Source organism: Pseudomonas sp. 10S4, assembly GCF_034344865.1.
Lineage (GTDB): Bacteria > Pseudomonadota > Gammaproteobacteria > Pseudomonadales > Pseudomonadaceae > Aquipseudomonas.
In genome coordinates this window covers 1,563,780-1,590,451 of record NZ_CP133774.1, presented here as the reverse complement: position 1 = coordinate 1,590,451, position 26,672 = coordinate 1,563,780, and the positions used below count along the sequence as shown (strand labels likewise).

Sequence of the window (26,672 nt, the reverse complement as noted above, 5' to 3'; positions counted from 1 at the left end):
GAAGACAGTGAAGCGTTTTGGATTGAGTTGGATACTGGGCGCGTTTGCGCTACTACCGGTTTCGGCAGCGTTCGCCCAAGACGAATGCAGCGAAATTACCTCTAGTTTGCAGGTTGTCCCTTGTTCCGAGGCTGCGAAAAAAACAGCCGATAACCAGTTGAATACGAGCTATCACCAACTGATGGCGAGGCTTGAATCTCAATACCTGGCCGATCCCAAATTGGGGGAGGAGTATTCGGCGACGGTGAAGGAATCACAGCGTGCATGGATCAAGTTACGGGATACAAATTGCGCCGTAGAGGCATTTGAAATTGAGGCGGGTAAGCCCGCATACGTGGGGGTGGTAAACAATTGCATCGCTAGCATGAGTCAGGAGCGTTCGGCTTATCTGGATAAGATAGCTCCTGATGGTGTGAGCGGGACGAATGCCTCGTGTCCGTCCCAAGATTTTGTTCAGTTCCTGCCCGCGTTTTCCGCCAAAGCCGAGTCCCAGCAGCGCCTAACCGCACTCGCAGTGAAGATATTGGTGTTGAAACGGACGTCAGACCCGGGCCGATTTTTGCCGGAAATTACTGCTGAGCCAGGCGCCAGTTTGACGTTTCCGTTGATGGCTGCGATCCAGGGCAGGAGTGAAACGGTTCAGATTGAAACGGTCGACGATACTCATATGAACGTTGTGGATAAACGGGCCGGTAATAGCGATATCAAGATTTTTAACTTTGCTAAAAAGTCGTGTTGGGCGCTGGTGGGGATTGAGGATTGGTCGCTCAGTGAGAGGGAGCTTATCGCACCCGCTAGAGCCGGAATGAGCCGCGCTGAGAACCTGTGTTATCAACGCGCTGAGGGTTTGGGTGGGTTGGGGTTTCTTGAGCAATACCGTCTGACTGCGGAGTTGATTGAGGCATCCCTGGAAAACTACGTCTGTGCTGCCGAGTCGGGTGATCCGGAGGCGAGTTTGTCGGCGGCACGTTTGAGTCTTTCGCAGATGGCGCCTCAATTGGAAACCAGTAAGGTGGAGGCTTTGTTCAAAGCGGCATCGACGACAGCGAGCGGCGCTCTGGGTTATGCCACGTTTTTTTGTAACGGTAATTCCACCGACTATAACGGTCCTTGCCTGCACCCCGAGGAGGCAGAAAGGGAAGTTATTCGCGCGGTTTCCATGGGGTCCACGGATGCGATGGACTATCTGGGCTCTTCTTTTGAGAACGGCCAGTTGGGAACGAAAGATCTGTCCCGGGCGTTGGCCTGTTATCAGTTGTCAGCGGCTAAAAACACCCCGCAGGGTCTCGACGGCGTGAAGCGCTTGGTTTCGCAAGGCTCGGAATCGATCAAGGCCAGTCACTGCCTGTAAATCTCGACGTGCACACTTGAGCGATGCACTTGATTGAAGAAGGGGACATTACATCCCCTTCCTATTCCTACTACACCTTAGCCCGATGCTCCCCCGGATTCGGCGAGTCAATATGGTCCAGCGCTCGCTCTACCAATAACCGCACGCCATCCGCCAATCGGCTCAGCGCCAATGCGACGGAGCGTCGTGGGCCGTCGATGTCGTCGGCCAGGTTGGCGGCGATGGTGCTGATGGACAGCAGGTCTTCGGACGCGTTGGCCAGGAGGGCTTCGGTGTCGATGTCGGGGGAGACGCTGAACAGCGCGCCTTTTCGGGGCTTTGGTTTGGTTTTCGCCTCGGGGTTGGGGCCGAGGTGATAGTCGAGGGCGCGTTCGGCGGCCTCGTGGAGTTTTCTGGAATCGAGGGATTCGTAGGGGGATGTGGATAAGTCGTCGGGTGGATTAGGTGTTGGTTTGATCATTTAGTAATACCGATTTAATGAGCTAGCACCATTTCGCTCGCACTTCGAAAAGGTGGTGGCAGCTGTGTATAGGTGTGCAAGACCGGAATCGGTAGACCGGCAGACCCGAAGGTCTCCCACACACAGCCGCCATAACAATTCGCGAGCATAAGAAAACGCTCAATGAATAGCCATAACCGATTGTGTACCAATTCCGGACTTGCACGTCCGTGTCACCGTTTTTTGCGATGACGAGAACGAGGTTATCGATGAACTCAAACCCCGCCTAGTTCACGAACACCCCCACGTATCGAAGGAAATCTCCGATGGTTGTGCAGGCAATGTCAGCGGATGATTCGACACTTTTAAACACAATCACCACACCGCTTAAACAAGGGCTTTTCGAGTGATCGACATGGATTGTTTTGTGAACAAAAACCGCGCAGCACTGATGGCCGCTTTCCTATTCAGCCTGTTCCTGGCCATGCCGCAGGCGGACGCTGCCGATCAACCGTGCCCCTTCGACATCCCTCCAACCGCCCTGAAAGTCGCAAGCTGCATGCAGCAAGGGGACGTAAACATCCTGAAACTCGTGCCCCGCAACGAACCTGAGTCCACCAACGAAATCGAAAACCTCCCCACCTTCATCGTCTCGGGCAAAAACCTGCCAGACGTTCTGGCGGTCGTCGGCATCAACGACGCGCAGCGCTATAACAGGCTGATCGCATTGCCTCACGGCGACGCCCTCATGGAGTTTTCAGACGCCGCGCCGACAGCAAAAGCGGCGATGAAACAACCGGGCTGGACGTTGTTGGAGATGAAAAACGCGATCTACCCTGGCCCCGGTGGTACTGAAGGTTTCGGATTGATCTGCAATACGCTTCAGGCGCAAACAACGCAGGGCTTTGTCGTCGTATCCCAGTGCAATACCTTCTCTAAAGAGGATCAATCGAGCCTGAAAAAATCCTCTCGGCGATCACCTGCGTGCCCCCAAAAAGTGAAGCCTTTCCGGCACTGCAAACAGACTCGGGGGCTATCGTTTTCAACTACGTCAAATTGCCGGAAGGCGAATCCCAAGACCCCGACGACATGGCCATCGACGTCGATTTTGTGGATTGTGCCGACGGCTCCAAAAAGAACATCGCGGGGCTGCCGTTTTTGGCGGCCACGGGGACGGTCAAAGCCGCTTTCTTCGCAACGACCAAACCCGGTGCCGAGCCCGAGTTAATCATCGTCCACGCGGTCGGAATCAGAGCCGATACCGGCGTTAATTATTTGGGCGATTACTACACGGTTCACGCCTACGCCAACACACCCGCGGGTTACGTCAGGGATGAGCGACTGTCGAACTACTTCGGGAATGGCGGCGATATCGCCCGCGATGCCGAGTCGGAGGAGTTGGTCTACACCTTCCCCTATAAAACCGCCGAAGCCATCGTCGCCAAACTCAACTCCCCCGGCTATCAACACTGGGCCGCAGGGGACGAGGTGAAGCTCTCGATTAACAAAAAGACCCCGATTTACAGTTCGCCGGTGCTGGCCGAGGCGACGAAGATGTACCTGATCAAGGGCGATTCAGTGTTGCAGGAAGGGGTTGAAGCCGGGTTTCTGAAAATCATGTTCAAAACGCCCAAGGGTAAAGCGATCCGAGGCTGGGTTAAGTGCGCTGATGCCGACGGTTGCTAGTCCAGGTCCCGGCCTGTATGGCTGAGGCAAAACGGGCTCGGGGATTAATCACTAAATCTCCCGTTTTCCTTTAGACTTGCCCCCCTCACGGAAGACCTCAGGACACGGAATGCCAGTCCCCGCAAACACCCGTCGCAAAGCCCTGGTCGCTTGGCTATACGCCATGGCCCTGGTGCATCTATTCGTCAGCATCGTCCTGACCTGGGCCGGCCATTCGGGCATGCTCGACGGCTACCTGCATACCCTCGACCACGCCTTCTGGGCCGCCGACACCTTGCCCGTCGCCGCCCGCGAGCAACAGCTCTGGTGGCTCGCCGTATTCGGCGCCACGCTGCAAAGTTATTCCCTCTACATGCTCGCCCTCGTGCACCTCGGCAATCGATTCAAAACCCCCATCGCGTGGGGCGGGTTGATCGCCGGCATCGTGCTTTGGGCACCGCAAGACCTGTGGTTTTCTCTGGACGCAAAGCTCTGGTTGAACCTGTGGATCGACGGCGTCGCGCTGCTGACGTTGCTGCCGCCGTTGTTCTGGCTCTATCGCCACGACCGTCGCGCAAACACTTCAAAAGACTTCCCCCGGCATCAAGGCTCACCGGCGAACCCGTTCGCGGGCGGCGCTTATAAGCGGGTGCTGGTCACCGGCGGCACCGGGTTTATCGGTGAGGCGTTGGTCAACCAATTGCTCGACGCCGGCCACACCGTCAGCGTTCTCGCTCGCGATCCGTTGAAAGCCGCAAACCTGTTTGATGGCCGCGCTCGGTGCGTGCGGTCACTGAGCAAACTCAGCCACGACGAAACCTTTGACGTGGTGATCAACCTCGCAGGCGCACCGGTCGCCGGGCCGCGTTGGAGTGCCACGCGGCAGGCGCAACTGCTCGCCAGTCGGGTCAACACCACCGAAGCGCTGATGACTTGGCTGAAGAGCGCCAGGCACACACCAGGACTGTGGGTGCAGGCGTCGGCCATTGGTTTTTACGGCGTGCGCGATGCCAGCGAAAGCCTGGATGAAGGCGCGAGCAAGGGCGACGGTTTCATGGCCGAGTTGTGCGCCAAATGGGAAGCCGCCGCGCAACCGGCCACCGGGTTGGGCGTGCGTCAGGTGGTGCTGCGACTGGGCGTGGTGTTCGGCCCCGGCGGCGCGTTGTTGCCGTTGCTGATGCCGTTTCGACTGGGCTTCGGCGGGCGCATGGGCGATGGTCGGCAGATCATGAGTTGGGTGCACCGCGATGATGTGCTTCAGGTGATCGCCCGGGCGTTCGACGACAACAGTTTGAGCGGCACGTACAACCTGGTGGCGCCGGATGCGGTGAGTCAGGGTGTGTTCGCCGAGCGCGCCGGCAAAGTCCTGAAACGCCCGGTGTGGTTCCACATTCCGGCGTCGCCGGTGCGGGCGCTGGCCGGGGAGATGGCGGAGCTGTTTTTCGACGGTCAACGGGTGGTGCCGAGCCGACTGACCGAGGCGGGTTACACGTTCCGGTTCCCGACCCTCGACGCTGCCCTGCGCGATCTGGCCTGAGGACTGTCCATGAGCAAGCCGTTGATGTACCTGCTGGCCGGCAACGGCAGCGCCGCCGATTGGTGGGATGACGCGCTGCCGCACTTTCAGCGCTATCAGGTTGTGCCGCTGGAACTGCCGGGGTTCGGCAACAATCCTCAAGCGCCGTGCGAGGACCTTGCGGCGTTCGCGCAGGCGTTGCTGGGGATGACGGTGAAGGGCAGCGCGATCATGGCGGTCGGGGTCAACGCGCTGCTGGTGTTGCATGCGTTGCAACGGTCGCCGGGGCACTTTTGCCGCAGCGTATTGCTGGCGCCGGTCGGGGCGTTTTTGTGGCAACGACGGTTGCCGGCGCTGATGTCGCCGCTGCCGATTCGCAAGACCATTCATTGGCTGCTGGCGAATAAACCGGGGCTGTTCAAACACAAATTCTCCAACCAGACCTGGACCCCCGCGCAGTACCAGCGCATGGGCGCCGGGTATGCTCGTTGCCGCGCGTTTGTGCCGCACTGGGATTTGGTGCGCGGCGATACCGCGTTGCCGTTGCTGGAATGGATCATTGGCCCGGTCGAGTTGGTGTGGGGCGATCAGGACAACGTGCTCGGCATCGCCCAGGCTGCCGCGTGGTCGGCGATTCTGGCCCGCGCGGATCTGACGATCAGTTTGAAAACCGGCTGGGGGCATTACCCGTGGATCGACTCGCCAGCGGAATTCGCCGCGTGGCTGGAGTCGGGCGAGCGTGGGTTTGTGGCGCACACCAAGGGTGGCCGTTTGCGTCTGGCCGAGTTGGCCGGGCAAGCGGTGCCGCCGGCGCTGTCGCTCAACGATGCTCTTGATTCGCGGTTGCCTGCGTTCCTCGCCAGTCAACCGGACGCCACGTGGGCGGTGCGTTCTTCCAGTTATGGCGAGGATCAGGCTGACGCGGCGAACGCCGGGTTGAGCACCACATTCCTGCGCGAACCGACGGTGAATGTTCCGGCGCGGATTGCCGAACTGAGCTCCGAGGGTGTGGAAGAAGTCGTGGTGCAGCGCTTCATCACGCCGCAGCTGTCCGGGATTGGGTTTGTGCGGCATCTGTCGGTGGAACTGGAATGGGTCGAAGGGCACTTGGAGTCGCTGGCCGACGGTCAGGTCAGCCCCGAACGCGCGATCATTTCCCGCCTCGGCGATTCGTGGAGCAGCGACACGTTCAAGCCGTCCCACGGTCTGACGGCGGACCTGTTGTGGCGCTTTCTGCAAGGCGTGTTGCGGGTCTTTCACTACGTGCCCGGCGACGTCGAATGGGCCTGGGATGGCCAGCAACTCTGGCTGCTGCAATACCGGCCGATCAGCGATTACGGCTGGCGCCGACACCTGACCGCCGCCAACATCGCCGAGATCCTGCCGCCGCAACCGAGCGTGTTCGTGGAATATGCGCAACGACGTGCGGCGGCGAGTATTCCGGCGATCATGGCGCGTTGGGATTCGCGGGTGTTGCAGGACAATGAGCCGTTCACCGCGGTGTTTGGCGGTGCTTCGTACATCAACAATGATCTGTTTCTGGCGCGGCTGGCGGACTGGGGCATTTCTGCCAGCAGCTACGCCGGAGAAGTGGGTGGCGCGACACCGCATCTGCCTTGGCGACCGTTGCGTCTAGCACGTTCTCTGCCACTGTTTCTACGCATGCAACGTATCGCTCGCGGGCATTTGCTGACGCTGGAAAGGGGTTTGCAGCGCTTCGATCAGGAACTCTCCGAACTCATCGCCCAAAGTGCCGACGGCCAGCAACTGGCGGACTGGTTCACCCGGTTTTATGTGTTCGTGGTGCAGGGCAATCTGTGCATCGCCACGGCGTTGGCCAGCAGCGGCGGCGACCTGTTTGGCCGCCCGCCAACTGCGTATGACAACCTCGAAAACAGTCCGCATCGACTGCCGTGGGAAACCGATCCAGGCACACCGCGCCCGGCCTCGACCGACCTGCCGCTGCAAGCCTTCCCGCAATGGCCCGCGCTGATCCGCGTCGCCCATTCAACCAGCCTGTCGGGCCTGCGCGGCTACTACCTGCAAGTGCGCGAGTGGTACCGCGACAACCTGATGCGGATCTTCTTCCGCCTCCATCACGCCATGCCGATGGCCGACCGGGCGCACTGGTTCGCACCGCATCCGGACATTCGAACCCGCGACGGCAGCTTCTGGCAGGACGGCCGCGAAGGTACGGAACAAGCAACCGGGTTCATGATTTATCCGGGGCAGGTGCAGGGGATTTTGGGTGGAGACATTTTGCTCGAAGACACGCTGGACCCTGGGCGGCATGCGCACTATCAGGCCGCGCGGGCGGTGATTGCGCGAATGGGTGGGCGGTTGTCTCATGGTTCTACTTTGCTGCGGGAGTTGCGCAAGCCTTCGGCGGTGTTGCCGCAGGTGGATGTGGGGTGGGTGGGGCGTGAGGTGTTGTATCGGGATGGGGAGTTGGTGTTGGTGACGTAGGGCGGGATTTTGGGGTGGTGGTTATTTCAAAGGATTTGAAGTGAAGAAAATACTCTTGTTATTGATCGGTTTGATGCCATTGACGGCGCACTGCGAGGTGACGTCGGAGAATTTATGTTTTCAACTGGATCAAGACAGTCCGGTGAAGTTCGAGTTGCGAACCTATTACGACGCTTCAAATAAGTGGCAGGGAGGTTTTGTTAAGTACGCGTCGTCCGGTGTGCCGATTTCTTTGGTTTTAACCGATGACCAGGCTGAAGAGGTGAGCCCCGACAGACCTTGGCTGACTACTCAGACGTGGTCCGAGGTGTTGGACGGAAAGGTGACCGGCGAATATGAAATGGTGAGTCAGGGCGGGATGATTGTTTCGATGAACTACACGAAGAAGTCGAACGGTAAGGAGTACGGATTTCTTTTTAATCCGGCTATCGACTCATCTCCGGAAAACGGATGCCAATGGGAACAATGAATTCATTCAGGAGCTACAGCGTGAAAGGACTTTCGATGTTGATGGGCGGCCTCCTGACGATTGCAGCCACCCAGTGTTTCGCCGCTGACCCTGCGTTCAAAGACTTCTCCATCACCGATGTTTTTACCGGCCCAAACCACGCGTTAGTCCCGCAGGAAAACAGCAATCAATGGATGGATGAAGCGCGGTCACAAGCGCTGGCCGGTCAGGTCAATTTCGCTGGGCACTACGTGCTGCATAAGGTGGGCTGTGGCGGCAGCACGATGTGTGTCGAGTTGCTCGATGCGCAGACCGGAGACGTCGCAACAGGCCTGCCGAATGCCTATGACGGCAACTTGTTGGACCTGACGTACAAGCCCGACAGCAACTTGATCATCGTCTCTGGCATCACCTCCGATACCGAAGAAGACATGCAGGGCAAACCCCTGAAGAACCGCGACCGGGTTCGCTATTACGAGTTCGTGAGCAACGAATTTCGGCTGTTGAAAATCAAGGACGAGTAAACGATGCAGCGCTTTATCAGGTTTTTCCTGGGATCGATGTTGGGCGGCTTGCTGATCTTGCCTACTGCTTACGCCGATCAAACAACCGAAAACGAAGGAGGTTGCTACGGCTATCTGACCGACCTGGTCCGAAGCAGCAACTTCCCGTTTCTGTATGTCATCAAGGACAAGGTCAACTTGCTGATCGATGACGATGACGGGGAAAGTGTTAGCGCGCAGCTGTTTTACGACACCGACGGCAGCGGAGTCATCGGCTGGATCAAATACACCCCGGCCACCCAGTCATTACTCAATACCTCAGCGGAACTGGATGAGCCCGTGGCGCTGTCATTTGATAGCCGGTTTGCCGAAGGCTATTCGCATTGCCTGGCCAGACCCCATGCGGGTTAATGCTTGGAGGGGCCGTAATGGTGCGGCGCCAATTGCGAGTGCGTTAGTCAAAACCAGGGAGTTGTTCTTGAAAAAGTTATGGATGTTGTTGCTGCTAGCGTTCCCCTTGATCGCTCACAGCGAAGTGAAAACAGAGATCAACTGTTTCAAAGCTCGGGAAGGCAAGGACATAAAGTTTGAGTTCAGAACCTACTACGACCCGGCAGCCAAGTGGAGCGGGGCGGCGATCAAGTATTCGACGTCCAAAGAATCGATCCCACTGGCGCACAAAAGTACTGAGCATGAAGAACTGTCCAATGGCCGTCCCTATCAATACACCACCACGTGGGTGGAAGTAATTGGCGGGGCCGTCACGGGCGAGTACGTCATGGTCAGTCAGGGTGGGCGGATTGACGACATGTTCTACACAAACGCTAAAAGTAAGAAACGCTATGGGTTTGAGCATGACCCGTTGGTCGAGTCTTCTCCTGAGACGGGGTGTCAGTGGTGAGGATGTTTACAGTAGTTTGTAAGCTGAAGTTCTCGATTTGCTTGCTAGTGATCGGCTGTTCAAGTGCGGTTGCCGCGCCTCAAGTTCTGAAGGAGATGCCGGCCAGTTTATTGGGTGATGCATCGCGTCAAAAGGTGTTTGTGCTGACCGGCGATGCTGATGAGACCAACCACCGATTGTTGATATCACCGGAGCAAGGCGGCAGCGATAACATTCTGCTGGACACATCAACGGCATTGCCGTTGATCAAGAGCCAATATTCGTCGGCCATGAGCGATGTCTTCAGCGTCAACATAATCAACAACCCGGCGGGTGTGTTGAAGGTCGTCGACATGCAGGGTGACACCGTGTCGGTCAAGCAGTCTTCTGCCGAAGCCGGGAACGCCCTTGTGCTGGTCAGCAGCGAAGAAGATAACGCCGTTTATAACTTCAATTTGGTGTTTCGCTACGACAAAAACTCCAGGCAGTTCGAGCTGAAAAATGTATTGCAGGTGGTCAACAACGAGTCCTGTGATCACTCAATTGTCAGTGTTCAAGAAGTACCCAAAAGCCTGGTCGGTGAAATGTCTTTAGCGTCTTTCGATGGACGCAAGGTGTTTGAGCAGTTGTCTGACTTGCGCATTAAATCTGCCGGTGACAACAAAAAACTGATGATGACTGACGTCGCGGAACAGCTCGACAAGGCACTGGCGCTGTATCGAAAAGGGCAGACCGAGGCCGTTTCGACGCTGATGGCGAATTTCCTGATGGATGGCGGTGAAGGCCACTGTTATCCGCACAGCTACATTGCGCAAAAGTATGACTTCCCTCAGATGCCCGGTTGGTCTAACGACTTGGGTTTTCTATTCGGTGAAACCGGTTATTACGAAGAGTCCATCGAGTTGTTGAACGCGGTGATTGCCCGGAATCCGACCCGAACCGTGGCCTATCTGAACCTCGCGGACAGTTACTGGGGTTTGAAAAACAGGGAGCTGGCGGCGCAGGCCTATAAGCAATACGCCTCGTTGATGAGCGACGCGGGCAAGGTGTCGAAGATTCCCGGGCGGGTGTTAGAGCGCAGTAATGGAGCGGTGGAATGATGGATGCAAGATCAAAAGATCGCAGCCTTCGGCAGCTCCTACAGGGGCGTGTTTTGTCAGACGATTAGCGTGACTTGGCAGTCATTGGTGTCAAAAAGCGTGACATCTTCTTCTAACGCAGCTCGATGATGTTGTTATCGAATTAAGCCGCTACACTCCGCCAGCCGTTCATTTTCCTTTGAGGCTTTGCGCATGAAATTTCGTTTTCTTCTGTGGATGCTGGGTTTGTTGATGGGTAAGGCCAGTCGGACTAATCCTGCATTTCAACAGCAGTTGGGTGACAAGGAGCTTGTATTCCAATTACAGACCCTGGACGGGAAAGTCGCGCGGCATTTCCGGGTGAAGGATCAGCGCATCACCAGTAAGTCCGGCGTGTATGCCGAGCCGGCGTTTGCGATTGCCTTTAAAGATGCGGCGTATGGCTTTGCCACGATGCAGGCGAAGAACAAGCAGTTGGCGTTTATGACGGGGATTCAGGACAAGTCGATTCAGATTAAGGGCAACCCGGCGCTGGTGATCTGGTTTCAGGGGTTGACCAAGTATTTGAAGCCGCGCAAACCCAAGCCCTGAATCTGCTGGAGCGACTGTGCCCAGCCTGATCATTGTTGGCGCGCTGCTTTCAGAGCGACAGGCTTAAATACAAAACCCCGCCAAAGCGGGGTTTATGAATCTGAGTGACTTCTACAGCATTTACGCCGTGACGTTGATGGTCGTGCCGACGGTTTGCCCACTGCCGTTCACCGTCGGTGAAGGCTCGGCTGAGGATGCGGTTGTGCTGCTGGCAGTGCTGCTTTGTGCTGCGCGGTGATGATGGTGCTTGTGGGTTGCCGTGGTATTGCTGGCGGTTGTACTGGAAGTCGGCGATTGCGTGGCTGTCTGGCTCGACGCAGTCGCGGCCTGAGTGGGCGCGGTGGTGGTGGTTGGAATCGAAGTTGAGATTGCACCAATAGACATTGTGACCCCCTGGATACTTAAAGAGACTGCACGAGTTGCGGCAAGGCAACGAGGAGCGCAGATCAGCATTTTTATTGTTGAATTATTCGACCATTAAAAGATGGGTCTACTGCGGGGCAACCCCGAAGTTGAACAAAGGTTAACACCGGCTTGCTGTCTGATTTGTCGGCGTAATGTCGGATCCGTGTATGGTTTCGAATACACGGTTCAGCGTCTTTTCAGCTAGTGGCTGCCGCGAGAATGCCGAGCCGGCGCTGGTGATCTGGTTCCAGGGGTTGACCAAGTATTTGAAGCCTAGGAAGGCTAAGCCTAAGGCTTGAGATCAGAAGGGGGTCAGGTACACCGCGTTGGGTGGATTGCGGCTGCTGCGCAGCCGAGCGGGAGCAAGCTCCCTCGCCACAGGGGTTGGTGGTGAGTCAGGTAGACCGAGGTGGATTCTTCGTGGGCAAGCCTCGCTCCTACAGGGATCGTATAAATCCTGTAGGAGCGAGGCTTGCCCGCGAAGCTTTTAGGCTTGGGAGAATTGCGAAGCCAGTTCGCGCAGCAGCACTTCAGCCTCAAGCACTTTGCTGACCACATCATTCGCCTTGTCGCGAGTCAAACCAACCCGCTCCAGCAACGCATCCGGAATGTCTTCATCCGGCCCGGACCCAATCCCGCGGCTACGCAACAAACGCACTGACAAGCACACAAGGTTCGGGTACTCAGCATACGCGCCGTCATAACCCGGATCGTGCTGGAAGCGCAGCGCCGTGGCCAACTCATCCGGCATATCCCAGTAGCGCATCAGCCACGAGCCAATCTGTTCGCGGCTGATGCCCAGCAGATGTTGTTCAACATAGCTGTGGCACAGGTGCGGGTTGACCTCCAGGTGACGGCAGATCAGCGAGAAGTGCGGCGGGAAGACGTGGGCCAGCAGCAAGTAGCCGAAGTTGTGTAGCAAGCCCGCGAGGTAGGTCAGGCCGGCTTCCGGGCGCTGGGCGCGGGGCATGGCGCGGGTCAGGCCTTCGATGACGGCGGCGGTGTAGATCGATTGCTGCCAGTACGGCGTGGTGTGCTGCGGGTGGTCTTTGGGCAGGCTCAGGGTTTTGCCCAGGGCCAGGCCCAGCGCCAGGTTGATCACCAGGTCGAAACCCAGCACCCGGACGATGGCGTCTTCCACTGAACGAATCTTGCCCGGCGAGGCGTAGTACGGCGACGCCGCCCAGCTCACCACTTGCGCGGCCAGCGCCGGGTCGGTTTCGACGACGCCGGTGATGTCGTCGATGGTGGCGTTCGGGTCGACCCGCAGCTTGATGATTTTTTGCGCCGTTTCAGCCAGCGGCGGAATCTCGATGGTCGCTTCCAGGCGTTGCTGGATGCGTCGCGCGGTGAACGCTTGAACGGCCTGGGTGATTTCCTCGCGGTCATCGTCAGGGCGGTCAAGGTTCGGGCGGATGCTGGTCAGGGCTTCGCCGAAGTTGGCGGCACTGGCTTTGGTCAGCATGGACTTGAAGGCTTCGCTGCTAATTTCCAGCAGTACGCCAGGCTCGCCCGAGTTGATCAGTAACGTCGGTTCGCGCAGTAGGCTTTCTTCGTAGAGGCACGGCGAACTGGTCAGCGCCGGCAGGCCGGGCAGCAGGCTCAGGCTGTGTTTGCCGAGCATTTTTTCCAGGCGTTCGGTCGAGACGGCGGTCAATCGGCGGCCAGTCAGTTCGGCGAGGCGATTGAGGTCCAGCAATTGGCTTTGCGGGAACAGCACCATGAGCGCGCCGACCGCATCATCGAGCAAAACGGCCTGCACTTTGCGCGCGGCGTTCAGGCCGTGATGGTCGAGAACTTCTTCGTAGGCGATGCCCAGCTTGCCGAGCAGCAGCCGAATTACAGACGGAGCGTGCGGGGGTTCTGGGGCGAGGGCAGCTTCGGTCATGGTGTGTATCCGCTTTTGAAACAATTGCAGGAGTATAACCAGCTTGCTCGGAACGATGGTCCAGAAACTGAGACGCTGCTCACACTTGGCCGTATTGCTGCCCATGACGTAGCCAGCGATCGAGCAACGGGCTGACATGATCCGGCCAGCGCTCCAGCAATGCCTGAGCCGCGTCACGTACGGCGGGCAGCAAGTCGGCATCGCGCATCAGGTCGGCGACCTTGAATTGAAGCAGACCGGTCTGGCGCGTGCCGAGCATTTCGCCGGGGCCGCGCAGTTCGAGGTCCTTTTCGGCGATGACAAAACCGTCGTTGGTTTCGCGCATGATGCCCAGGCGCTGACGACCGATCTGTGACAGCGGCGGATGGTAGAGCAGCACGCAATGGCTGGCGGCGCTGCCCCGCCCGACGCGACCGCGCAACTGGTGCAGTTGCGCCAGGCCGAGGCGCTCGGGGTTTTCGATGATCATCAGGCTGGCGTTGGGCACGTCGACGCCGACTTCGATCACCGTGGTGGCGATCAGTAGTTGCAAGTTACCGGCCTTGAATTCGGCCATGACCGCGGCTTTTTCGGCGGGCTTCATGCGGCCGTGGATCAACCCGACCTTCAGCTCGCCGAGGGCGGCAGTGAGGTCTTCGTAGGTGGTTTCGGCGGCCTGACAGGTCAGCTCTTCCGACTCTTCGATCAGCGTACAAACCCAGTAGGCCTGACGCCCTTCGGCACAGGCGCCGCGCACTCGCTCAATGACTTCGACGCGCCGGGTATCGGTGACCAGCACGGTGTTGACCGGGGTGCGGCCGGGTGGCAATTCGTCGAGGATCGAGGTGTCGAGGTCGGCGTAGGCGCTCATGGCCAGCGTCCGTGGAATCGGCGTGGCGGTCATGATCAGTTGGTGTGGACACATCCGCCCGCCAACGCCTTTCTGCCGCAATGCCAGACGCTGCTGGACGCCGAAGCGGTGTTGTTCGTCGATGATCGCCAGCGCGAGGTTCTTGAACTGCACTTCTTCCTGGAACAGCGCGTGGGTGCCGACCACCATTGGCGTGCCGCTGGCGATTTGTTCCAGTGCGGCGACGCGGTTCTTGCCCTTGAGCTTGCCGGCCAGCCACGCGACTTCGATGCCCAGCGGTTCGAGCCAGCGCTTGAAGGTGATGAAGTGCTGCTCGGCGAGGATCTCGGTGGGCGCCATCAGCGCGACTTGATAACCGGCCTCCAGTGCTTGCAGCGCGGCGAGGGCGGCGACCACGGTTTTACCGGCGCCTACGTCGCCCTGGATCAGCCGCAGCATCGGCTCGTGCTGACTGAGGTCGTAGGCGATTTCATTGCCGACCCGTTGCTGGGCGCCGGTCGGCGTGAAGCCGAGATTGGCCAGGTACTTGGGCGGCAGTTTGGTGGCTTTCGGCATCGCCGGTGCGCGCAGGGAACGCATGCTTTCGCGCAGGCGCTGCTGGGACAGTTGATGCGTCAGCAGTTCTTCGAAGGCCAAACGATGTTGGGCCCAGTGATGACCGAGCGCGAGTTCGTCGACGTCGGCATCGGCGGGCGGGTGGTGCAGGTAGCGGATCGCATCGGCCAGCGGCGCCAGTTGATAGTCCCGGGCCAATTCGGTCGGCAGCCAGTCGGGCAGGCTGCTCGGGCCGAGCAAAGTCAGGGTTTGCATGCACAGTTGGCGCAAACGCTGTTGGGTCAGGCCTTCGGTGAGCGGGTAAACCGGCGTCAGGGTTTCATCCACTGGCGGCGGCTCGTCGCCGGTGATGGCGCGGTATTCCGGGTGGTAGATCTCCAGCCCGGACGCACCGGGCCGCGCTTCGCCGTAACAGCGAATTCGCGTGCCGCGCTTGAGGCCTTCTTTCTGGGCGTTGCTGAAATGGTAGAAGCGCAGGCTCAGACCGCCGGTGCCGTCCTGTATCCGTACCACCAGGCTGCGGCGGCGGCCCATGACCACGTCGGCGCCGCTGACGGTGCCTTCGATCACCGCGTCTTGCCCCGGTCGCAAGTGGCCAATCGGGACCACACGAGTGCGGTCCTGATAGCGCAATGGCAGGTGAAACAGCACGTCCTGGAGATTTTCCAGGCCAACCTTGGCCAATTTCTCGGCCATGGCTTCGCCGACACCTTTGAGTGCCGTCACCGACACTTGCGACAACTCGGTCATGGCAGCGACTTAACCCGCAACCACCGGCGCAGCGGGCTTGGCCACCGAGCACAGGCGAATGGAGTCAGCGAGGATTTCAATCGCCTTCGGCCGCGGGAAGCTCGCGCGCCAGGCGATGGCCACGGTGCGGAACGGCACCGGTGGCGACAGTGGACGCACGGCGATCACGCCGGGGGCGTAATGGTGGCTGTCCACTGCCGACAGCGGCAGGATCGAGATGCCGAGGCCGGAGGCGACCATGTGGCGGATGGTTTCCAGGGAGCTGGATTCCACCGTGGTGTGCTTGGCGCCGTCGTTGCCTTTGCCGAGCGTCGGGCAGGCTTCCAGCACTTGATCGCGGAAGCAGTGGCCTTCGCCGAGCAGCAGCAGGCTCTTGTCGTTGAGCAGGCTGGCGTCGATGGTTTCTTTTTGGGTCCACGGGTGCTGGGCCGGCATCAGGACGTAGAACGGCTCGTCATAGAGTTGCAGGGTCAGCACGTCGGCTTCGTTGAACGGCAGGGCGATGATGATCGCGTCGAGCTCGCCGTTGCGCAGTTTGTCGCGCAGCACGTGGGTGAAGTTTTCTTCGATGTACAACGGCATCTGCGGGGCGACCCGGTGCAGTTGTGGAATCAGGTGCGGGAACAGGTACGGGCCGACGGTGTAGATCGCGCCGACTTTCAGCGGGGCGGTCAATTGGTTCTTGCCGGCCTGGGCCAGTTCGCGGATGCCTTGGGCTTGCTCCAGGACCTTTTGCGCCTGGGCCACGATGCCTTCACCGACCGGAGTCAGGCGCACGGCGCTCTTACTGCGCTCGAAAATCAGCACACCGAGTTCGTCTTCAAGCTTTTTCACGCCCACCGACAGGGTCGGCTGGCTGACGTGGCAACGCTCGGCCGCATGGCCGAAGTGCTGCTCTTGGGCGAGGGTAACGATGTAGCGTAATTCTGTAAGAGTCATAGCGAGCGTCCATGAAGTTGCGGGCCAAGCATACCGGCTGCAATCGATAGACGCACGTTATCAGACTGAGTGTGTTGAGTGACACAAGGCAATGCAGGTTTGCCGCTGGCGGATATGTAAAAGGCACCTTTCGGGTGCCTTTCACAAATATCCCTGCTGCCAGCGATCCCTTGTGGGAGCGGGCTTGCTCGCGAAGAGGCCATCACATCCAGCATCTTTGTTGGCTGATACACCGCGTTCGCGAGCAAGCCCGCTCCCACAGGGGGATTTGCGGTGACTTAACGCCGGCGTTTTTCCAGCGAGTAAACAAACGGTGCAACGATTTCGATAGAGCCGTTGTTCAGCATATCGGCCGGTGGCTTGGGCAGTGGTTGTGCGCGTTTGATCATTTCCAGGGTGGCCCGGTCCAGATCGGCGTTGCCAGAGCCGGTCACCAGTTCAAACGACAACACATTACCTTCGGCATCGACCACGAAGCGCAGGCGGTTCAACCCTTCCTTGCCCCGAGATTGCGCACTTGCCGGGTACTTCTTGTACTTGGCCAAGTGAGCCAGCAACGTGCCTTGCCAACTGGCCTTGGCGGCCTGCTGGGCGGGCGAAGGCCCCGGAGCTGGCTGCGCGGACTTCTCGGTCGGTGCCTGAGTCGGTTGCGCGTCGCTCGGTTTTGCCTCGGACGGTTTTTCCTTCGGCGGCTCCGGTTTTTTCTCCACAGGCTTGGGCGGTTGAGGCTTTGGCTTGGGTTTAACCGGTTTCGGCACGGCAATCTCGGCCTTCGGCACTTCAGCCAGTTTCGGTATCGGCAGCTCTTCTACCGGCGCCGGTGGCTGCGGTGGCGTGATGACCTTTGGCGGTGCGGGCGGTGGCGGGGCCGGAACCGGCGCCAACTCCACCATCATCGCCTGCGGTGGCAGCTCGATCGGTGGGCGTGCCGTCCAGTTCAACGCCAGCGCAATGGCCAGCGCATGGACGCCCAGCACCACGGCCAGGCTCCCGCCGTAACGCGTCAGCTTATGGCGCGTTGTGTTCATTTCTTGACTGCCGACTCGAGACCGACCAGACCCACCTTCAGGTAACCGGCAGAGCGCAGGTTGTCCATCACGCTCATCAGGTCGCCGTAGTCCACGCCTTTATCGGCCTGGAAGAAGATCGTCGTGTCTTTCTTGCCCTTGGTCCTGGCGTCGAGCGTGGCGCCGAGGGCTTCGGCTTTCACTTCGTCTTCGCCGAGGAACAGGCGTTGGTCAGCTTTTACGCTGAGGAACACCGGTTTCTCTGGCCGTGGCGCCGGTTTGGCGCTGGAGGCGGGCAGGTCGACCTTGATGTCCACCGTGGCCAACGGAGCGGCCACCATGAAGATGATCAACAGCACCAGCATCACGTCGATAAACGGCGTGACGTTGATTTCATGGTTCTCGGCCAGATCGTCGTCTGCGCCTTCTTTCAAATGCAGGCCCATGGCCGATTACCCCACTTTCACCATGTGCGGTTGCGAGCTGCTGCGCTCGGGCGGCAGGTGATCCAGGTCGCGGCTGACCAGCAGCAGGACTTCTGCCGACGCATCGGAAACCTGCGCCTTGTAACCGGCGATGGAGCGGGCGAAGACGTTGTAGATCACCACGGCAGGAATCGCCGCAACCAGACCCAGCGCAGTGGCCAGCAGGGCTTCGGCAATGCCGGGGGCTACAACGGCGAGGTTGGTGGTCTGGGTTTTGGCGATGCCGATGAAGCTGTTCATGATGCCCCATACGGTACCGAATAGGCCGACGAAGGGCGCGGTGGAGCCGATGGTGGCGAGTACGCCGGTGCCGCTGCTCATGTTGCGACCGCAGGCTGCAACCAGACGCTCAAGACGGAAGGCGACACGTTCCTTGATGCCTTCTTTCTCGCGGCTGTTGACCGACAGGCGCATTTCTTCGAGGGCATCGTGAACCAGCAGGTTGGCGAGGGTGCCTTCCTTGGTCGCCGAAGCGCTGGCTTCTTTAAGGGTGGCGGCTTTCTTCAGGTGGACGATTTCGGTCCGCAGACGACGCTTGGCGCCCATCAGCTCGAAGCCCTTGGCGATCCAGATGGTCCAGGTGATGATCGAGGCGATGGCCAGACCGATCATCACGATTTTCACGATAATATCGGCGTTCTGGTACATGCCCCATGGCGACAGGTCGTGGGCCATGCCCAGAGAGTTGTCGGGCTCGAGGACTTCAGGTGCGTCGTCAGCAGTGGCGTTCACGGCTTGAGCCGGGTCGGTTGCGGCCGGTGCAGCAGCATGATCAGCAGGGGCCGGAGCAGTAGCGGCTGCCGGAGTGGCTGGTGCTTGTGCATCAGCGAAAGCGGCGATCGGCGCCAGCATCAGGCTGAGCAGCAGGGCGGCCACAGCGCTCCAGGCGCGAGGTCGTTTGGTTGGCGAAGCGGGAAATAGATTGCGTGTCATGCTGGCCGGACCTGAGAGGAAAATAGGGTAAATGTTCTTCCAGGCCTCGTAAGGCCGAGAACAAAAGTGGCTGGCATTATTGCAATTAATTCTTGTTAACAAAAGTAATGGCTTCTCTTTTTTCCTCCATTGCTAGCCGCTCGTCCTTTACGGGCGCTAGTCTGTACCTTTCCTGAGGGAGTGTTCTGATGTCCGCGCCATCTGTTTTGATCGCCGGCTGCGGTGATGTCGGCAGCCGTCTGGCCACACAATTGCTGGGTTTTGGGTGGGAGGTTCACGGATTGCGGCGTGACATCTCACGTCTGCCCGAAGGGGTGATTGGTGTTGCCGGCAACTTGTTCAATAAAGACTGTCCAGAGACCTGGCCAATCGGTGCGGTGGATTACCTGGTGTATTGCGCGGCGGCTACCGATCACGATGAAGCCGGGTACCGCGCCGCCTATGTCCAGGGCTTGCAGTATGTACTTGAGTGGCTGAACGACTACGGGCAGGTACCTAAACGCTTGCTGTTTGTCTCCAGTAGCAGTGTCTACGGTCAGGAGGGTGGCGAGTGGGTCGATGAAACCTCGCCGACGGCGGCCGGTGGTTTTTCGGGGCGACTGATGCTGGAGGCCGAGCAGGTGGCGCTCGGCAGTGGCATCCCGGCGAGCATCGTGCGTTTGACCGGGATCTACGGCCCTGGCCGCGAAAGGTTGCTGATCCAAGTGCGCGGCGGTTATCGCGTAGTGACTGATCCACCGCTGTACGGCAACCGCATTCACGCCGACGACGCGGCCGGGTTGATGGCGTTTCTACTTGAAGCGGATCATCGTGATGTGGCGTTGGATGACGTCTACATCGGCGTCGATGATGCGCCGGCGCCGTTGGCCGACGTGGTGGGCTGGTTGCGGGAGTACCTGGGTGTGACCGAATGGGCCGAAGACGCGAGCGTGCGCCGCACTGGCAGCAAGCGCTGCAGCAATGCCCGGGCGAAAGCGTTGGGCTGGGTGCCGAAGTACCCAAGTTATCGCGAAGGGTATGCAGCGATTCTCGAAGGCCGTTGCTGACTTCCGGTCACCCGAAAACAAATAATGAAATGGCTCCCCCGCCGCCCCCTGTGATCACCCACTAAGCTTTCACAGGGGGCTCATCGGAGACCGTTGCCATGAACAAAGTAGCTATTGTCGCCATCGATCTGGGAAAACACACCTTTCATCTGCATGCACAAGATGATCGTGGTCATGAGCTTTACCGCAAAAAGTTTAATCGGGCGGCGCTCATCCAGCATCTGGCCAATCTCGAACCCTGCACCGTTGCGATGGAAGCTTGCGGCGGAGCCCACTTCATGGCGCAGGAAGTCTCAAGACTGGGGCATATACCCAAACTCATTGCTCCGCATCTCGTGCGTCCGTATGTGAAAAGCAACAAGAACGACTTCGCTGATGCCGAAGCGATCTGCGAGGCTGCAACTCGTCCAACAATGCGCTTTGTGCCGCCCAAGAATCAGGCTCAGCAGGCGCTGGCCATGCTCAACTCGACACGTGATTCGTTCATCAAAGAACGTACTGCTACCGTCAATCGGATTCACGCAGCCCTCCTGGAAGTCGGAATCAGCTTGGCCCCAGGCTTCAAGTCCATCAAAGATCTTCCAGCGCTGCTTGAAGCACATCCACTTCCCGATTCCATCAAAAAACTACTGACCAGGCTGCGTGAGCACTTCAATTACTTGCACGAGCAGGTCAAGGCTTTGGATAAGGAAGTGGAGTGCCAAGCCGCTGAAGATGATCTGGCTGTTCGCTTGATGACGATGCCGTGTGTCGGCCCGATCACCTCCAGCGTCCTGGCTGCCGAGTTGGGCGATGGCAAACAGTTCAAGTGCGGCCGAGGCTATTCGGCCTCGATCGGGCTAGTGCCCAAACAACACTCCACGGGCGGAAAAACCGTACTTTTAGGCATCAGCAAGCGGGGTGACCGAAACCAGAGACGTCTGCTGATCCAGTGTGCCCGCGTCTATCTGATGCAGTTGGATCGACAGAAAGGAGCGCTGGCGGACTGGGTCCGACGGCTATGGGACAACCATCACTCCAATCATGTGGTCTGCGCACTGGCCAACAAACTGGCGAGAATCGCCTGGGCGATTGCAGCACACCACACCGAATTCGATGCGGGGCCAGGCGCGATGAACGCCTGACCCCGCTGTCACCCGAGCACCACCCACCTGGTTTGCGATGCTGGATAACAGATGACGTGAACGGCCAACCGGCCTGACGAAAACCCTGAGCTCCCACACGGCTGAAAGGCCGTCCAAGTAATTAGGATCGCCGGGCATCGATTCTCATCAAGGCGCGAATGGACCAACCTCCACTCAGACGCCGGATAGATGAAAGCAAGCCAAACACATCATCAAAAACAGTATTGCAGAAAAGGGGGAACCATAGATGTGGGAGCGAGCTTGCTCGCGATGAGGCCCTAACATCCAACATCATCGTTGATTGTTATGCCGCCATCGCGAGCAAGCTCGCTCCCACAGGGATCTTCTTGTAGTTAGATCCTTATTACTGCTTCTCGAGCAACCACTGCCGCTGGCCCGGCGTGAACGAAGGCATTTCATCCGCTCCGGCCGTGTTCACGGCCTGGAAAATTTCCAGCTCTTTACCCTTGCGCGCAAAGATCCAGGTGTTGCCCTGGCCGTTCAGTTGCAGCCACATGTTGTCGTTGCCGCCGCTCATCGAAGCGCAATCACCTGCCAGGCACAGGGCATAACGGTCCGCGCCCGACAAACCGGCCACTTGCCCGTCGGCCTCGAATTGCACGGCGTTGCCTTCACCCGGGCCGCTGATGACTTTCCAGCTACCGCCCATGTACGAAGAATACAGTGCACGCTCGAAGCTGGCGCCAATCGGCGCGCCTTCCGGTACCGGGATCAGCGCGCGATCGAAGACCTGCGCCGGTTCGTTGTCGTTGGCGGCCTGGCTCAGTTGCTTGCCGTCACGTTTCAGCTCGCTGGCAGAGCTGCCATAGAAGTCGACTTTCCAGGCGCCGGACTTGTCGCCCAGCAGCTTGCCTTCGACGTTTTCAAAACCGTTGGTGTAGCGGGCCTGACCGGCCTTGGTGTTGACGTCCCATTCCAGATTCGGGCCGTAAGCCTGCAACGCTTCGCGCAGGGGGCCGCCCTTGGAGGCAGCATCGATGGCCACCTGGTTGATCCAGGTGCCGCTGATGTCGCGGTCGGCAGGATTGCTGGCGCAGCCGCCGAGAAAAACGGCGAGCAGGGAGAAGGCAAGCGCTTTGCGCATGGTGGAATCCTTTCAAAACGAAGTCGGCGCAACCTGTTGGGGCTGCGCCGGATGTATTACTCGATGACCAGAATGGCGTCCATTTCTACCTGCGAACCCTTTGGCAGGGCTGCAACGCCGATGGCGGCGCGGGCAGGGTACGGCTGGTCAAAGTACTTGCCCATGATCTCGTTGACCTTGGCGAAGTGGCTCAGGTCGGTGAGGAAGATGTTCAGTTTGACGATGTCTTTGAACGAGCCGCCAGCAGCTTCAGCCACGGCTTTCAGGTTCTCGAACACCTGGACGGTCTGGGCTTCGAAGCCTTCGACCAGTTCCATGGTTTTTGGGTCCAGAGGAATCTGGCCCGACATGTAAACGGTATTGCCAGCCTTGATCGCCTGGGAATAAGTACCGATGGCGGCCGGGGCCTTGTCGCTGGTGATAACTGTTTTGGTCATGAATGACTCCTTGTAATAGTGGGCTTAGGCACGCATGCGGGTGATGCGAATCACCCCGGTCAAGGCGCGCAGTTTCTTGATCACGCGGGCCAGGTGCACACGGTCGTGCACGCTGACCACCAGTTGGACCACGCTGATGCGACCATCGCGCTCATCCATGCTGATTTTTTCGATATTGCCGTCGGCCGCGTTGACGCTGCTGGCCAGCAGGGCGATCAGGCCGCGCTGATGTTCCAGTTCGACGCGAAGCTCGACGTTGAATTCGCCGGTGACATCCTTGGCCCACGAGAGCTGGATGCATTTTTCCGGGTTGTGGCGGATTTCGCTGATATTGCGGCAGTTGTCCAGGTGCACAACCATGCCTTTGCCGGCGGACAGGTGCCCGACAATCGGGTCGCCCGGGATCGGCGTGCAGCACTTGGCGTAGCTGAGTACCAGGCCTTCGGTGCCGCGAATTGCCAGCGGACCTTCCGCGCTCGGCAGTTGTTCGCCTTCGCCCAGCAGGCGGCGGGCGACCACATAGGCCATGCGATTGCCCAGGCCGATGTCTTCGAGCAGGTCTTCGATCAGTTCCAGGCGGTACTCGATGAGCATCGCCTTGACGCGTTCGGCCGGAACTTTTTCCAGCGTGCTGTCGAAACCGTTGAGCACTTTGTTCAGCAGGCGTTCGCCGAGGCTGATGGATTCGGAGCGGCGCTGCAGTTTCAGCGCATGGCGGATGTGGGTCCGCGCCTTGCCGGTGACGACAAAGTTGAGCCACGCCGGGTTCGGCCGTGCGCCAGGAGCGCTGACGATCTCGACCGTGGAGCCGCTTTGCAGCGGTTCGGACAGCGGCGCGAGACGACGGTTGATCCGGCAGGCGATGCAACTGTTGCCGACGTCGGTATGCACCGCGTAAGCGAAGTCGACCGCCGTGGAGCCTTTGGGCAGCTCCATGATCCGGCCTTTTGGCGTGAACACGTAGACCTCGTCCGGGAACAGGTCGATCTTCACGCTTTCGATGAATTCCAGCGAGTTGCCGGCGCGTTGCTGCATTTCCAGCACGCCTTTGACCCACTGGCGGGCGCGGGCGTGGGTGCCTTTTGGCTGCTCGTCACCGCTGGATTTGTACAGCCAGTGGGCGGCGATGCCGTTGTTGGCCATCTCTTCCATTTCACGGGTGCGGATCTGGATCTCGATCGGTGCACCGACGGCATGCCGAACAGCGTGGTGTGCAGCGACTGATAGCCGTTGGCCTTGGGGATCGCGATGTAATCCTTGAAGCGCCCCGGCAACGGTTTGTACAAATTGTGCACAGCACCCAGTACGCGGTAGCAGGTATCGACCTTGTCGACGATGATCCGGAACGCATAGACGTCCATGATCTCGTTGAAGGCCCGACGCTTGCCGCGCATTTTTTTGTAGATGCCGTAGAGGTGTTTCTGGCGTCCGCTGACCTCGCCCTGGATTTCATCAATCGCCAGGCAGTGGCTCAGGGACTCTTCGATCTTGTTGACGATTTCCTTGCGGTTGCCCCGGGCGCGTTTGACCGCCTGGTAGATCCGCGCGGAACGCATCGGGTGCATGGCCTTGAAGCCGAGGTCTTCGAACTCTATGCGGATGGCGTGCATGCCCAGCCGGTTGGCGATGGGCGCATAGATTTCCAGGGTTTCCTTGGCGATGCGTCGGCGTTTTTCGCCGGACAGCACTTCCAGCGTGCGCATGTTGTGCAGGCGGTCGGCCAGCTTGACCAGGATCACGCGAATGTCGCGCGCCATGGCCATGGCCATTTTCTGGAAGTTTTCAGCCTGGGCTTCGGCCTTGGTCTCGAAGTTCATCTGGGTCAGTTTGCTGACCCCGTCGACCAGTTCGGCCACGGTTTCGCCGAACTGCGCTTGCAGCGCTTCCTTGGCAATGCCGGTGTCTTCGATCACGTCATGCAGCATGGCCGCCATCAAACTCTGATGGTCCATATGCATGTCGGCAAGAATATTCGCCACCGCAAGAGGATGCGTGACGTAAGCCTCGCCGCTGCGGCGGCGTTGGCCGTCGTGGGCTTGTTCGGCGTAGAAATACGCTCGGCGGACCAGGTTGACCTGGTCATTGCCGAGGTAGGTCGATAAGCGATCGGCGAGGGCGTCTATGCTCGGCATGATGACTCCTGCCGTTCGCTGTGACCCCGCGCCGTGCTACGTCGACCAGGCATAGGCTTAGACGGCCTCGTTGGACTCGTCCTCGAACGCTGCGAACAGCGGTTCGTCTTCGACGATTTCAGCATTGGCGATGAACTCGTAGCTCATCAGGCCTTCAGCGATTTCACGCAGCGCTACAACGGTAGGCTTGTCGTTTTCCCACTGAACCAGTGGCTCTTTGCCGCCGGTGGCCAGTTGACGGGCACGTTTGGTGGACAGCATGACCAGCTCAAAACGGTTTTCCACGTGGTTCAGGCAGTCTTCAACGGTTACGCGGGCCATGGTATTCCTCGGAGCGAATGCAATATGCGCGCTGCCCGGTTGGGCGAGCGGACTCAACAGTTTAAAAAATCACCAGCGATTAGGGAAGCGCTGATTTTTTGACCAAGCCCTTCAACGCGCTGCAAGTGCCAATGTAAAGCCCTTGCAGCGGTTTTGGGAAGAGCTGTTTAGCCGAGCAATTCGGCCAAAAGTTTTCCGTGGCGCTGCTGCTGACGCTTCTGATGCAGCTGATTGGCACGGAAAATCGCCTTCAGATCGTGAAGTGCATGGGCGAAATCGTCATTGATGATCAGGTAGTCGTAGTCGACGTAGTGGCTCATCTCGCTGACAGCTTCACGCATCCGGCCATCAATGATTTCGTCGCTGTCCTGGCCGCGATTGGTCAGGCGCTGGTGCAAGGCCTGCAGGGACGGCGGCAGAATGAAGATCGAGCGGGCCTGGGGCATCAACTTGCGTACTTGCTCGGCGCCTTGCCAGTCGATTTCCAGAATCAGGTCGTGGCCTGCGTCCAGGGTCTGCTGCAGGTGGCTTTGCGACGTGCCGTAGAGGTTGCCGAACACTTCGGCGCGCTCGAGGAAGTCGCCATGCTCGCCCATCTTCACGAACGCTTCGCGCGAGACGAAGTGATAGTTCACGCCGTTCACTTCACCGGGGCGCATGGCGCGGGTGGTGTGGGAGACCGAGACACGGATCTCCTCATCAGCGTCGGTCAGGGCCTTGACCAGGCTGCTCTTGCCCGCGCCCGAAGGGGCAGAAATGATGTACAGGGTGCCAGTGCTGTGGGTCATGTCGGGGTAGCCTTACTCAATATTCTGCACTTGTTCGCGCATCTGCTCGATCAACACTTTGAGGTTGACCGCTGCCGTCGTGCTGCGCGGGTCGAAGGCTTTGGAGCCCAGTGTGTTGGCTTCGCGGTTGAGCTCTTGCATCAGGAAGTCCAGGCGCCGGCCGGCAGCGCCGCCGGACTTGAGTACCCGGCGAACTTCGATGATATGAGTGCTCAGGCGATCCAGTTCTTCGGCGACGTCGCTCTTTTGAGCGAGCATGACCATTTCCTGTTCCAGGCGCTGCGGGTCCATCTCGGCTTTCATGTCGGCGAAGCGGTCGAGGACTTTCTGGCGCTGGGTGGCGAGCATCTGCGGGACCAGTTCACGCAGGGTCACGACGTCTTCTTCAATGGACGTCAGACGCTCATTGATCAACCGTGCCAGCTCGGAACCTTCACGCTCGCGGCCGGCCTTGAGCTCTTTCAGGCCTTGGGTGAACAGCGCCAGTGCCTCGGCGTTCAGGGCTTGCGGGTCAGTGGCATCGCCCACCAGCACGCCGGGCCAGGCCAGGACTTCCAGCGGATTCAGCGCGGCCGGGTTCTTGATCAGGCTGGCGATGGTCTCGGCGGCGGCGACCAGTTGCGAGGCGCGCTCGCGGTCGACTTGCAGGGTTTTGCCGGTGCTTTCTTCAGTGAAGCGCAGGGTGCATTCCAGTTTGCCTCGAGACAAGCCTTGACGCAGGGCTTCGCGGACGGCGCCTTCGAGGTCGCGAAACGATTCCGGCAGACGCAGGTGCGGTTCCAGGTAGCGGCTGTTGACCGAGCGCAGCTCCCAGCTCAGGGTGCCTTGGACGCCGGCTTTTTCGACGCGGGCGAAGGCGGTCATGCTGTGCACCATGGAGGTACCTCGCAATGCAGGCCGGCGCGAAACCCTTGGGCTTCGCGGGCCTGATATCAATGAATTAAAGCCGACTGGCAGCAAGGCGCAGGA

At 59.2% G+C, this 26,672-nt stretch carries 26 protein-coding genes and 2 pseudogenes; 15 read left to right on the top strand and 13 right to left on the bottom strand.

Annotation, left to right across the window (positions count from 1 at the left end; translation table 11 throughout):
- Positions 1-7: 7 nt before the first annotated feature.
- The gene (locus RHM58_RS07510) at positions 8-1,351 is read left to right on the top strand and encodes a lysozyme inhibitor LprI family protein (RefSeq protein ID WP_416195322.1); all 1,344 of its coding nucleotides are present in this window, start codon (positions 8-10) and stop codon (positions 1,349-1,351) included.
- A gap of 70 nt (positions 1,352-1,421) precedes the next feature.
- Here the strand turns inward: RHM58_RS07510 and RHM58_RS07505 are convergent, their stop codons facing one another.
- Positions 1,422-1,811 carry a DUF6124 family protein gene (locus tag RHM58_RS07505; protein WP_201255095.1) on the bottom strand — a complete coding sequence of 130 codons (390 nt, stop codon included), beginning with the start codon at positions 1,809-1,811 and terminating at the stop codon, positions 1,422-1,424.
- 385 nt (positions 1,812-2,196) lie between these two features.
- Here RHM58_RS07505 and RHM58_RS07500 point away from each other — a divergent pair, with 385 nt between their 5' ends.
- From RHM58_RS07500 to RHM58_RS07445, 12 genes and pseudogenes are all read left to right on the top strand, one after another.
- On the top strand, positions 2,197-3,018 hold the full coding sequence (locus RHM58_RS07500) for a hypothetical protein (protein ID WP_322269986.1): 822 nt from the start codon (positions 2,197-2,199) through the stop codon (positions 3,016-3,018).
- 47 nt (positions 3,019-3,065) lie between these two features.
- Entirely contained in the window at positions 3,066-3,476 is a 411-nt protein-coding gene (locus RHM58_RS07495; protein ID WP_322269984.1) for a hypothetical protein, read from the top strand.
- A gap of 109 nt (positions 3,477-3,585) precedes the next feature.
- Positions 3,586-4,992, top strand: a complete 1,407-nt coding sequence (locus RHM58_RS07490; RefSeq protein WP_322269983.1) for a TIGR01777 family oxidoreductase — start codon at positions 3,586-3,588, stop codon at positions 4,990-4,992.
- Between the two features lie 9 nt (positions 4,993-5,001).
- The gene (locus RHM58_RS07485) at positions 5,002-7,437 is read left to right on the top strand and encodes a PEP-utilizing enzyme (RefSeq protein WP_322269982.1); all 2,436 of its coding nucleotides are present in this window, start codon (positions 5,002-5,004) and stop codon (positions 7,435-7,437) included.
- Between the two features lie 40 nt (positions 7,438-7,477).
- On the top strand, positions 7,478-7,906 hold the full coding sequence (locus tag RHM58_RS07480; RefSeq protein ID WP_322269981.1) for a hypothetical protein: 429 nt from the start codon (positions 7,478-7,480) through the stop codon (positions 7,904-7,906).
- A 20-nt stretch (positions 7,907-7,926) separates the two neighbouring features.
- A complete protein-coding gene (locus tag RHM58_RS07475; protein WP_322269978.1) occupies positions 7,927-8,409 on the top strand; it encodes a hypothetical protein in 483 nt (160 codons plus the stop codon).
- Between the two features lie 3 nt (positions 8,410-8,412).
- Positions 8,413-8,799 (top strand): hypothetical protein, encoded by a 387-nt coding sequence (locus tag RHM58_RS07470; protein ID WP_201255098.1) that lies wholly within the window; start codon positions 8,413-8,415, stop codon positions 8,797-8,799.
- A gap of 67 nt (positions 8,800-8,866) precedes the next feature.
- The gene (locus RHM58_RS07465; RefSeq protein WP_322269976.1) at positions 8,867-9,289 is read left to right on the top strand and encodes a hypothetical protein; all 423 of its coding nucleotides are present in this window, start codon (positions 8,867-8,869) and stop codon (positions 9,287-9,289) included.
- A 2-nt stretch (positions 9,290-9,291) separates the two neighbouring features.
- Positions 9,292-10,368, top strand: a complete 1,077-nt coding sequence (locus RHM58_RS07460; protein ID WP_201255099.1) for a bacterial transcriptional activator domain-containing protein — start codon at positions 9,292-9,294, stop codon at positions 10,366-10,368.
- Between the two features lie 192 nt (positions 10,369-10,560).
- Positions 10,561-10,938, top strand: coding sequence for a helicase (locus RHM58_RS07455; protein ID WP_201255100.1), 378 nt, complete (start codon positions 10,561-10,563; stop codon positions 10,936-10,938).
- A 94-nt stretch (positions 10,939-11,032) separates the two neighbouring features.
- Complete coding sequence (locus RHM58_RS07450) at positions 11,033-11,176, top strand: hypothetical protein (protein WP_201255101.1); 144 nt, start codon at positions 11,033-11,035, stop codon at positions 11,174-11,176.
- 394 nt (positions 11,177-11,570) lie between these two features.
- A pseudogene (locus RHM58_RS07445) lies at positions 11,571-11,642 on the top strand (helicase); the annotation flags it as partial.
- Between the two features lie 188 nt (positions 11,643-11,830).
- Here RHM58_RS07445 and RHM58_RS07440 read toward each other — a convergent pair.
- From RHM58_RS07440 to exbB, 6 genes are all read right to left on the bottom strand, one after another.
- Complete coding sequence (locus RHM58_RS07440) at positions 11,831-13,231, bottom strand: aminoacyl-tRNA deacylase and HDOD domain-containing protein (protein ID WP_201198956.1); 1,401 nt, start codon at positions 13,229-13,231, stop codon at positions 11,831-11,833.
- 79 nt (positions 13,232-13,310) lie between these two features.
- Positions 13,311-15,386, bottom strand: coding sequence for an ATP-dependent DNA helicase RecG (recG, locus tag RHM58_RS07435; RefSeq protein WP_322269975.1), 2,076 nt, complete (start codon positions 15,384-15,386; stop codon positions 13,311-13,313).
- Between the two features lie 9 nt (positions 15,387-15,395).
- Entirely contained in the window at positions 15,396-16,325 is a 930-nt protein-coding gene (locus RHM58_RS07430; RefSeq protein ID WP_201198952.1) for a hydrogen peroxide-inducible genes activator, read from the bottom strand.
- A 278-nt stretch (positions 16,326-16,603) separates the two neighbouring features.
- The gene (locus RHM58_RS07425; RefSeq protein WP_201198950.1) at positions 16,604-17,353 is read right to left on the bottom strand and encodes a TonB family protein; all 750 of its coding nucleotides are present in this window, start codon (positions 17,351-17,353) and stop codon (positions 16,604-16,606) included.
- Positions 17,350-17,778, bottom strand: a complete 429-nt coding sequence (gene exbD / locus RHM58_RS07420; RefSeq protein WP_201190481.1) for a TonB system transport protein ExbD — start codon at positions 17,776-17,778, stop codon at positions 17,350-17,352. Before exbD ends, RHM58_RS07425 begins: the two co-directional genes overlap by 4 nt.
- A 6-nt stretch (positions 17,779-17,784) precedes the next feature.
- Entirely contained in the window at positions 17,785-18,750 is a 966-nt protein-coding gene (gene exbB, locus RHM58_RS07415; protein ID WP_322269974.1) for a tonB-system energizer ExbB, read from the bottom strand.
- Between the two features lie 188 nt (positions 18,751-18,938).
- On the opposite strand from exbB, the gene RHM58_RS07410 reads away from it, so the two are divergent.
- Together RHM58_RS07410 and RHM58_RS07405 are read left to right on the top strand one after the other, a co-directional pair.
- Positions 18,939-19,796, top strand: coding sequence for an SDR family oxidoreductase (locus RHM58_RS07410; protein WP_322269973.1), 858 nt, complete (start codon positions 18,939-18,941; stop codon positions 19,794-19,796).
- Positions 19,797-19,894: 98 nt separating this feature from the next.
- Positions 19,895-20,920: an IS110 family transposase gene (locus RHM58_RS07405; RefSeq protein WP_201256610.1), complete on the top strand. Its 1,026-nt coding sequence runs from the start codon at positions 19,895-19,897 to the stop codon at positions 20,918-20,920.
- Between the two features lie 364 nt (positions 20,921-21,284).
- Here the strand turns inward: RHM58_RS07405 and RHM58_RS07400 are convergent, their stop codons facing one another.
- The 6 genes and pseudogenes from RHM58_RS07400 to RHM58_RS07375 all read right to left on the bottom strand — a co-directional run bounded on the left by RHM58_RS07400 (position 21,285) and on the right by RHM58_RS07375 (position 26,579).
- Positions 21,285-22,025, bottom strand: a complete 741-nt coding sequence (locus RHM58_RS07400; protein ID WP_322269971.1) for a hypothetical protein — start codon at positions 22,023-22,025, stop codon at positions 21,285-21,287.
- Between the two features lie 56 nt (positions 22,026-22,081).
- Positions 22,082-22,462, bottom strand: a complete 381-nt coding sequence (locus RHM58_RS07395) for a RidA family protein (protein ID WP_003229509.1) — start codon at positions 22,460-22,462, stop codon at positions 22,082-22,084.
- A 24-nt stretch (positions 22,463-22,486) separates the two neighbouring features.
- Positions 22,487-24,594 (bottom strand): annotated as a pseudogene (gene spoT / locus RHM58_RS07390) (bifunctional GTP diphosphokinase/guanosine-3',5'-bis pyrophosphate 3'-pyrophosphohydrolase).
- A 57-nt stretch (positions 24,595-24,651) separates the two neighbouring features.
- Positions 24,652-24,915, bottom strand: a complete 264-nt coding sequence (gene rpoZ, locus RHM58_RS07385) for a DNA-directed RNA polymerase subunit omega (RefSeq protein WP_007894670.1) — start codon at positions 24,913-24,915, stop codon at positions 24,652-24,654.
- A gap of 167 nt (positions 24,916-25,082) precedes the next feature.
- Positions 25,083-25,703: a guanylate kinase gene (gene gmk, locus RHM58_RS07380; protein WP_201198941.1), complete on the bottom strand. Its 621-nt coding sequence runs from the start codon at positions 25,701-25,703 to the stop codon at positions 25,083-25,085.
- Positions 25,704-25,715: 12 nt separating this feature from the next.
- The gene (locus RHM58_RS07375) at positions 25,716-26,579 is read right to left on the bottom strand and encodes a YicC/YloC family endoribonuclease (protein WP_322269969.1); all 864 of its coding nucleotides are present in this window, start codon (positions 26,577-26,579) and stop codon (positions 25,716-25,718) included.
- Between the last annotated feature and the right edge of the window lie 93 nt (positions 26,580-26,672).

What these genes read in the sequence shown, in the direction of transcription:
- exbD (WP_201190481.1), bottom strand. Translation starts at nt 17,778, where the DNA reads ATGGGCCTGCATTTGAAAGAAGGCGCAGACGACGATCTGGCCGAGAAC.
- RHM58_RS07450 (WP_201255101.1), top strand. Translation starts at nt 11,033, where the DNA reads ATGAATCTGAGTGACTTCTACAGCATTTACGCCGTGACGTTGATGGTC.
- RHM58_RS07460 (WP_201255099.1), top strand. Translation starts at nt 9,292, where the DNA reads ATGTTTACAGTAGTTTGTAAGCTGAAGTTCTCGATTTGCTTGCTAGTG.
- RHM58_RS07490 (WP_322269983.1), top strand. Translation starts at nt 3,586, where the DNA reads ATGCCAGTCCCCGCAAACACCCGTCGCAAAGCCCTGGTCGCTTGGCTA.
- RHM58_RS07425 (WP_201198950.1), bottom strand. Translation starts at nt 17,353, where the DNA reads ATGAACACAACGCGCCATAAGCTGACGCGTTACGGCGGGAGCCTGGCC.
- RHM58_RS07375 (WP_322269969.1), bottom strand. Translation starts at nt 26,579, where the DNA reads ATGGTGCACAGCATGACCGCCTTCGCCCGCGTCGAAAAAGCCGGCGTC.
- exbB (WP_322269974.1), bottom strand. Translation starts at nt 18,750, where the DNA reads ATGACACGCAATCTATTTCCCGCTTCGCCAACCAAACGACCTCGCGCC.
- RHM58_RS07430 (WP_201198952.1), bottom strand. Translation starts at nt 16,325, where the DNA reads ATGACTCTTACAGAATTACGCTACATCGTTACCCTCGCCCAAGAGCAG.
- RHM58_RS07485 (WP_322269982.1), top strand. Translation starts at nt 5,002, where the DNA reads ATGAGCAAGCCGTTGATGTACCTGCTGGCCGGCAACGGCAGCGCCGCC.
- RHM58_RS07455 (WP_201255100.1), top strand. Translation starts at nt 10,561, where the DNA reads ATGAAATTTCGTTTTCTTCTGTGGATGCTGGGTTTGTTGATGGGTAAG.
- RHM58_RS07405 (WP_201256610.1), top strand. Translation starts at nt 19,895, where the DNA reads ATGAACAAAGTAGCTATTGTCGCCATCGATCTGGGAAAACACACCTTT.
- RHM58_RS07395 (WP_003229509.1), bottom strand. Translation starts at nt 22,462, where the DNA reads ATGACCAAAACAGTTATCACCAGCGACAAGGCCCCGGCCGCCATCGGT.
- RHM58_RS07505 (WP_201255095.1), bottom strand. Translation starts at nt 1,811, where the DNA reads ATGATCAAACCAACACCTAATCCACCCGACGACTTATCCACATCCCCC.
- RHM58_RS07470 (WP_201255098.1), top strand. Translation starts at nt 8,413, where the DNA reads ATGCAGCGCTTTATCAGGTTTTTCCTGGGATCGATGTTGGGCGGCTTG.
- RHM58_RS07440 (WP_201198956.1), bottom strand. Translation starts at nt 13,231, where the DNA reads ATGACCGAAGCTGCCCTCGCCCCAGAACCCCCGCACGCTCCGTCTGTA.
- recG (WP_322269975.1), bottom strand. Translation starts at nt 15,386, where the DNA reads ATGACCGAGTTGTCGCAAGTGTCGGTGACGGCACTCAAAGGTGTCGGC.
- gmk (WP_201198941.1), bottom strand. Translation starts at nt 25,703, where the DNA reads ATGACCCACAGCACTGGCACCCTGTACATCATTTCTGCCCCTTCGGGC.
- RHM58_RS07400 (WP_322269971.1), bottom strand. Translation starts at nt 22,025, where the DNA reads ATGCGCAAAGCGCTTGCCTTCTCCCTGCTCGCCGTTTTTCTCGGCGGC.
- rpoZ (WP_007894670.1), bottom strand. Translation starts at nt 24,915, where the DNA reads ATGGCCCGCGTAACCGTTGAAGACTGCCTGAACCACGTGGAAAACCGT.
- RHM58_RS07410 (WP_322269973.1), top strand. Translation starts at nt 18,939, where the DNA reads ATGTCCGCGCCATCTGTTTTGATCGCCGGCTGCGGTGATGTCGGCAGC.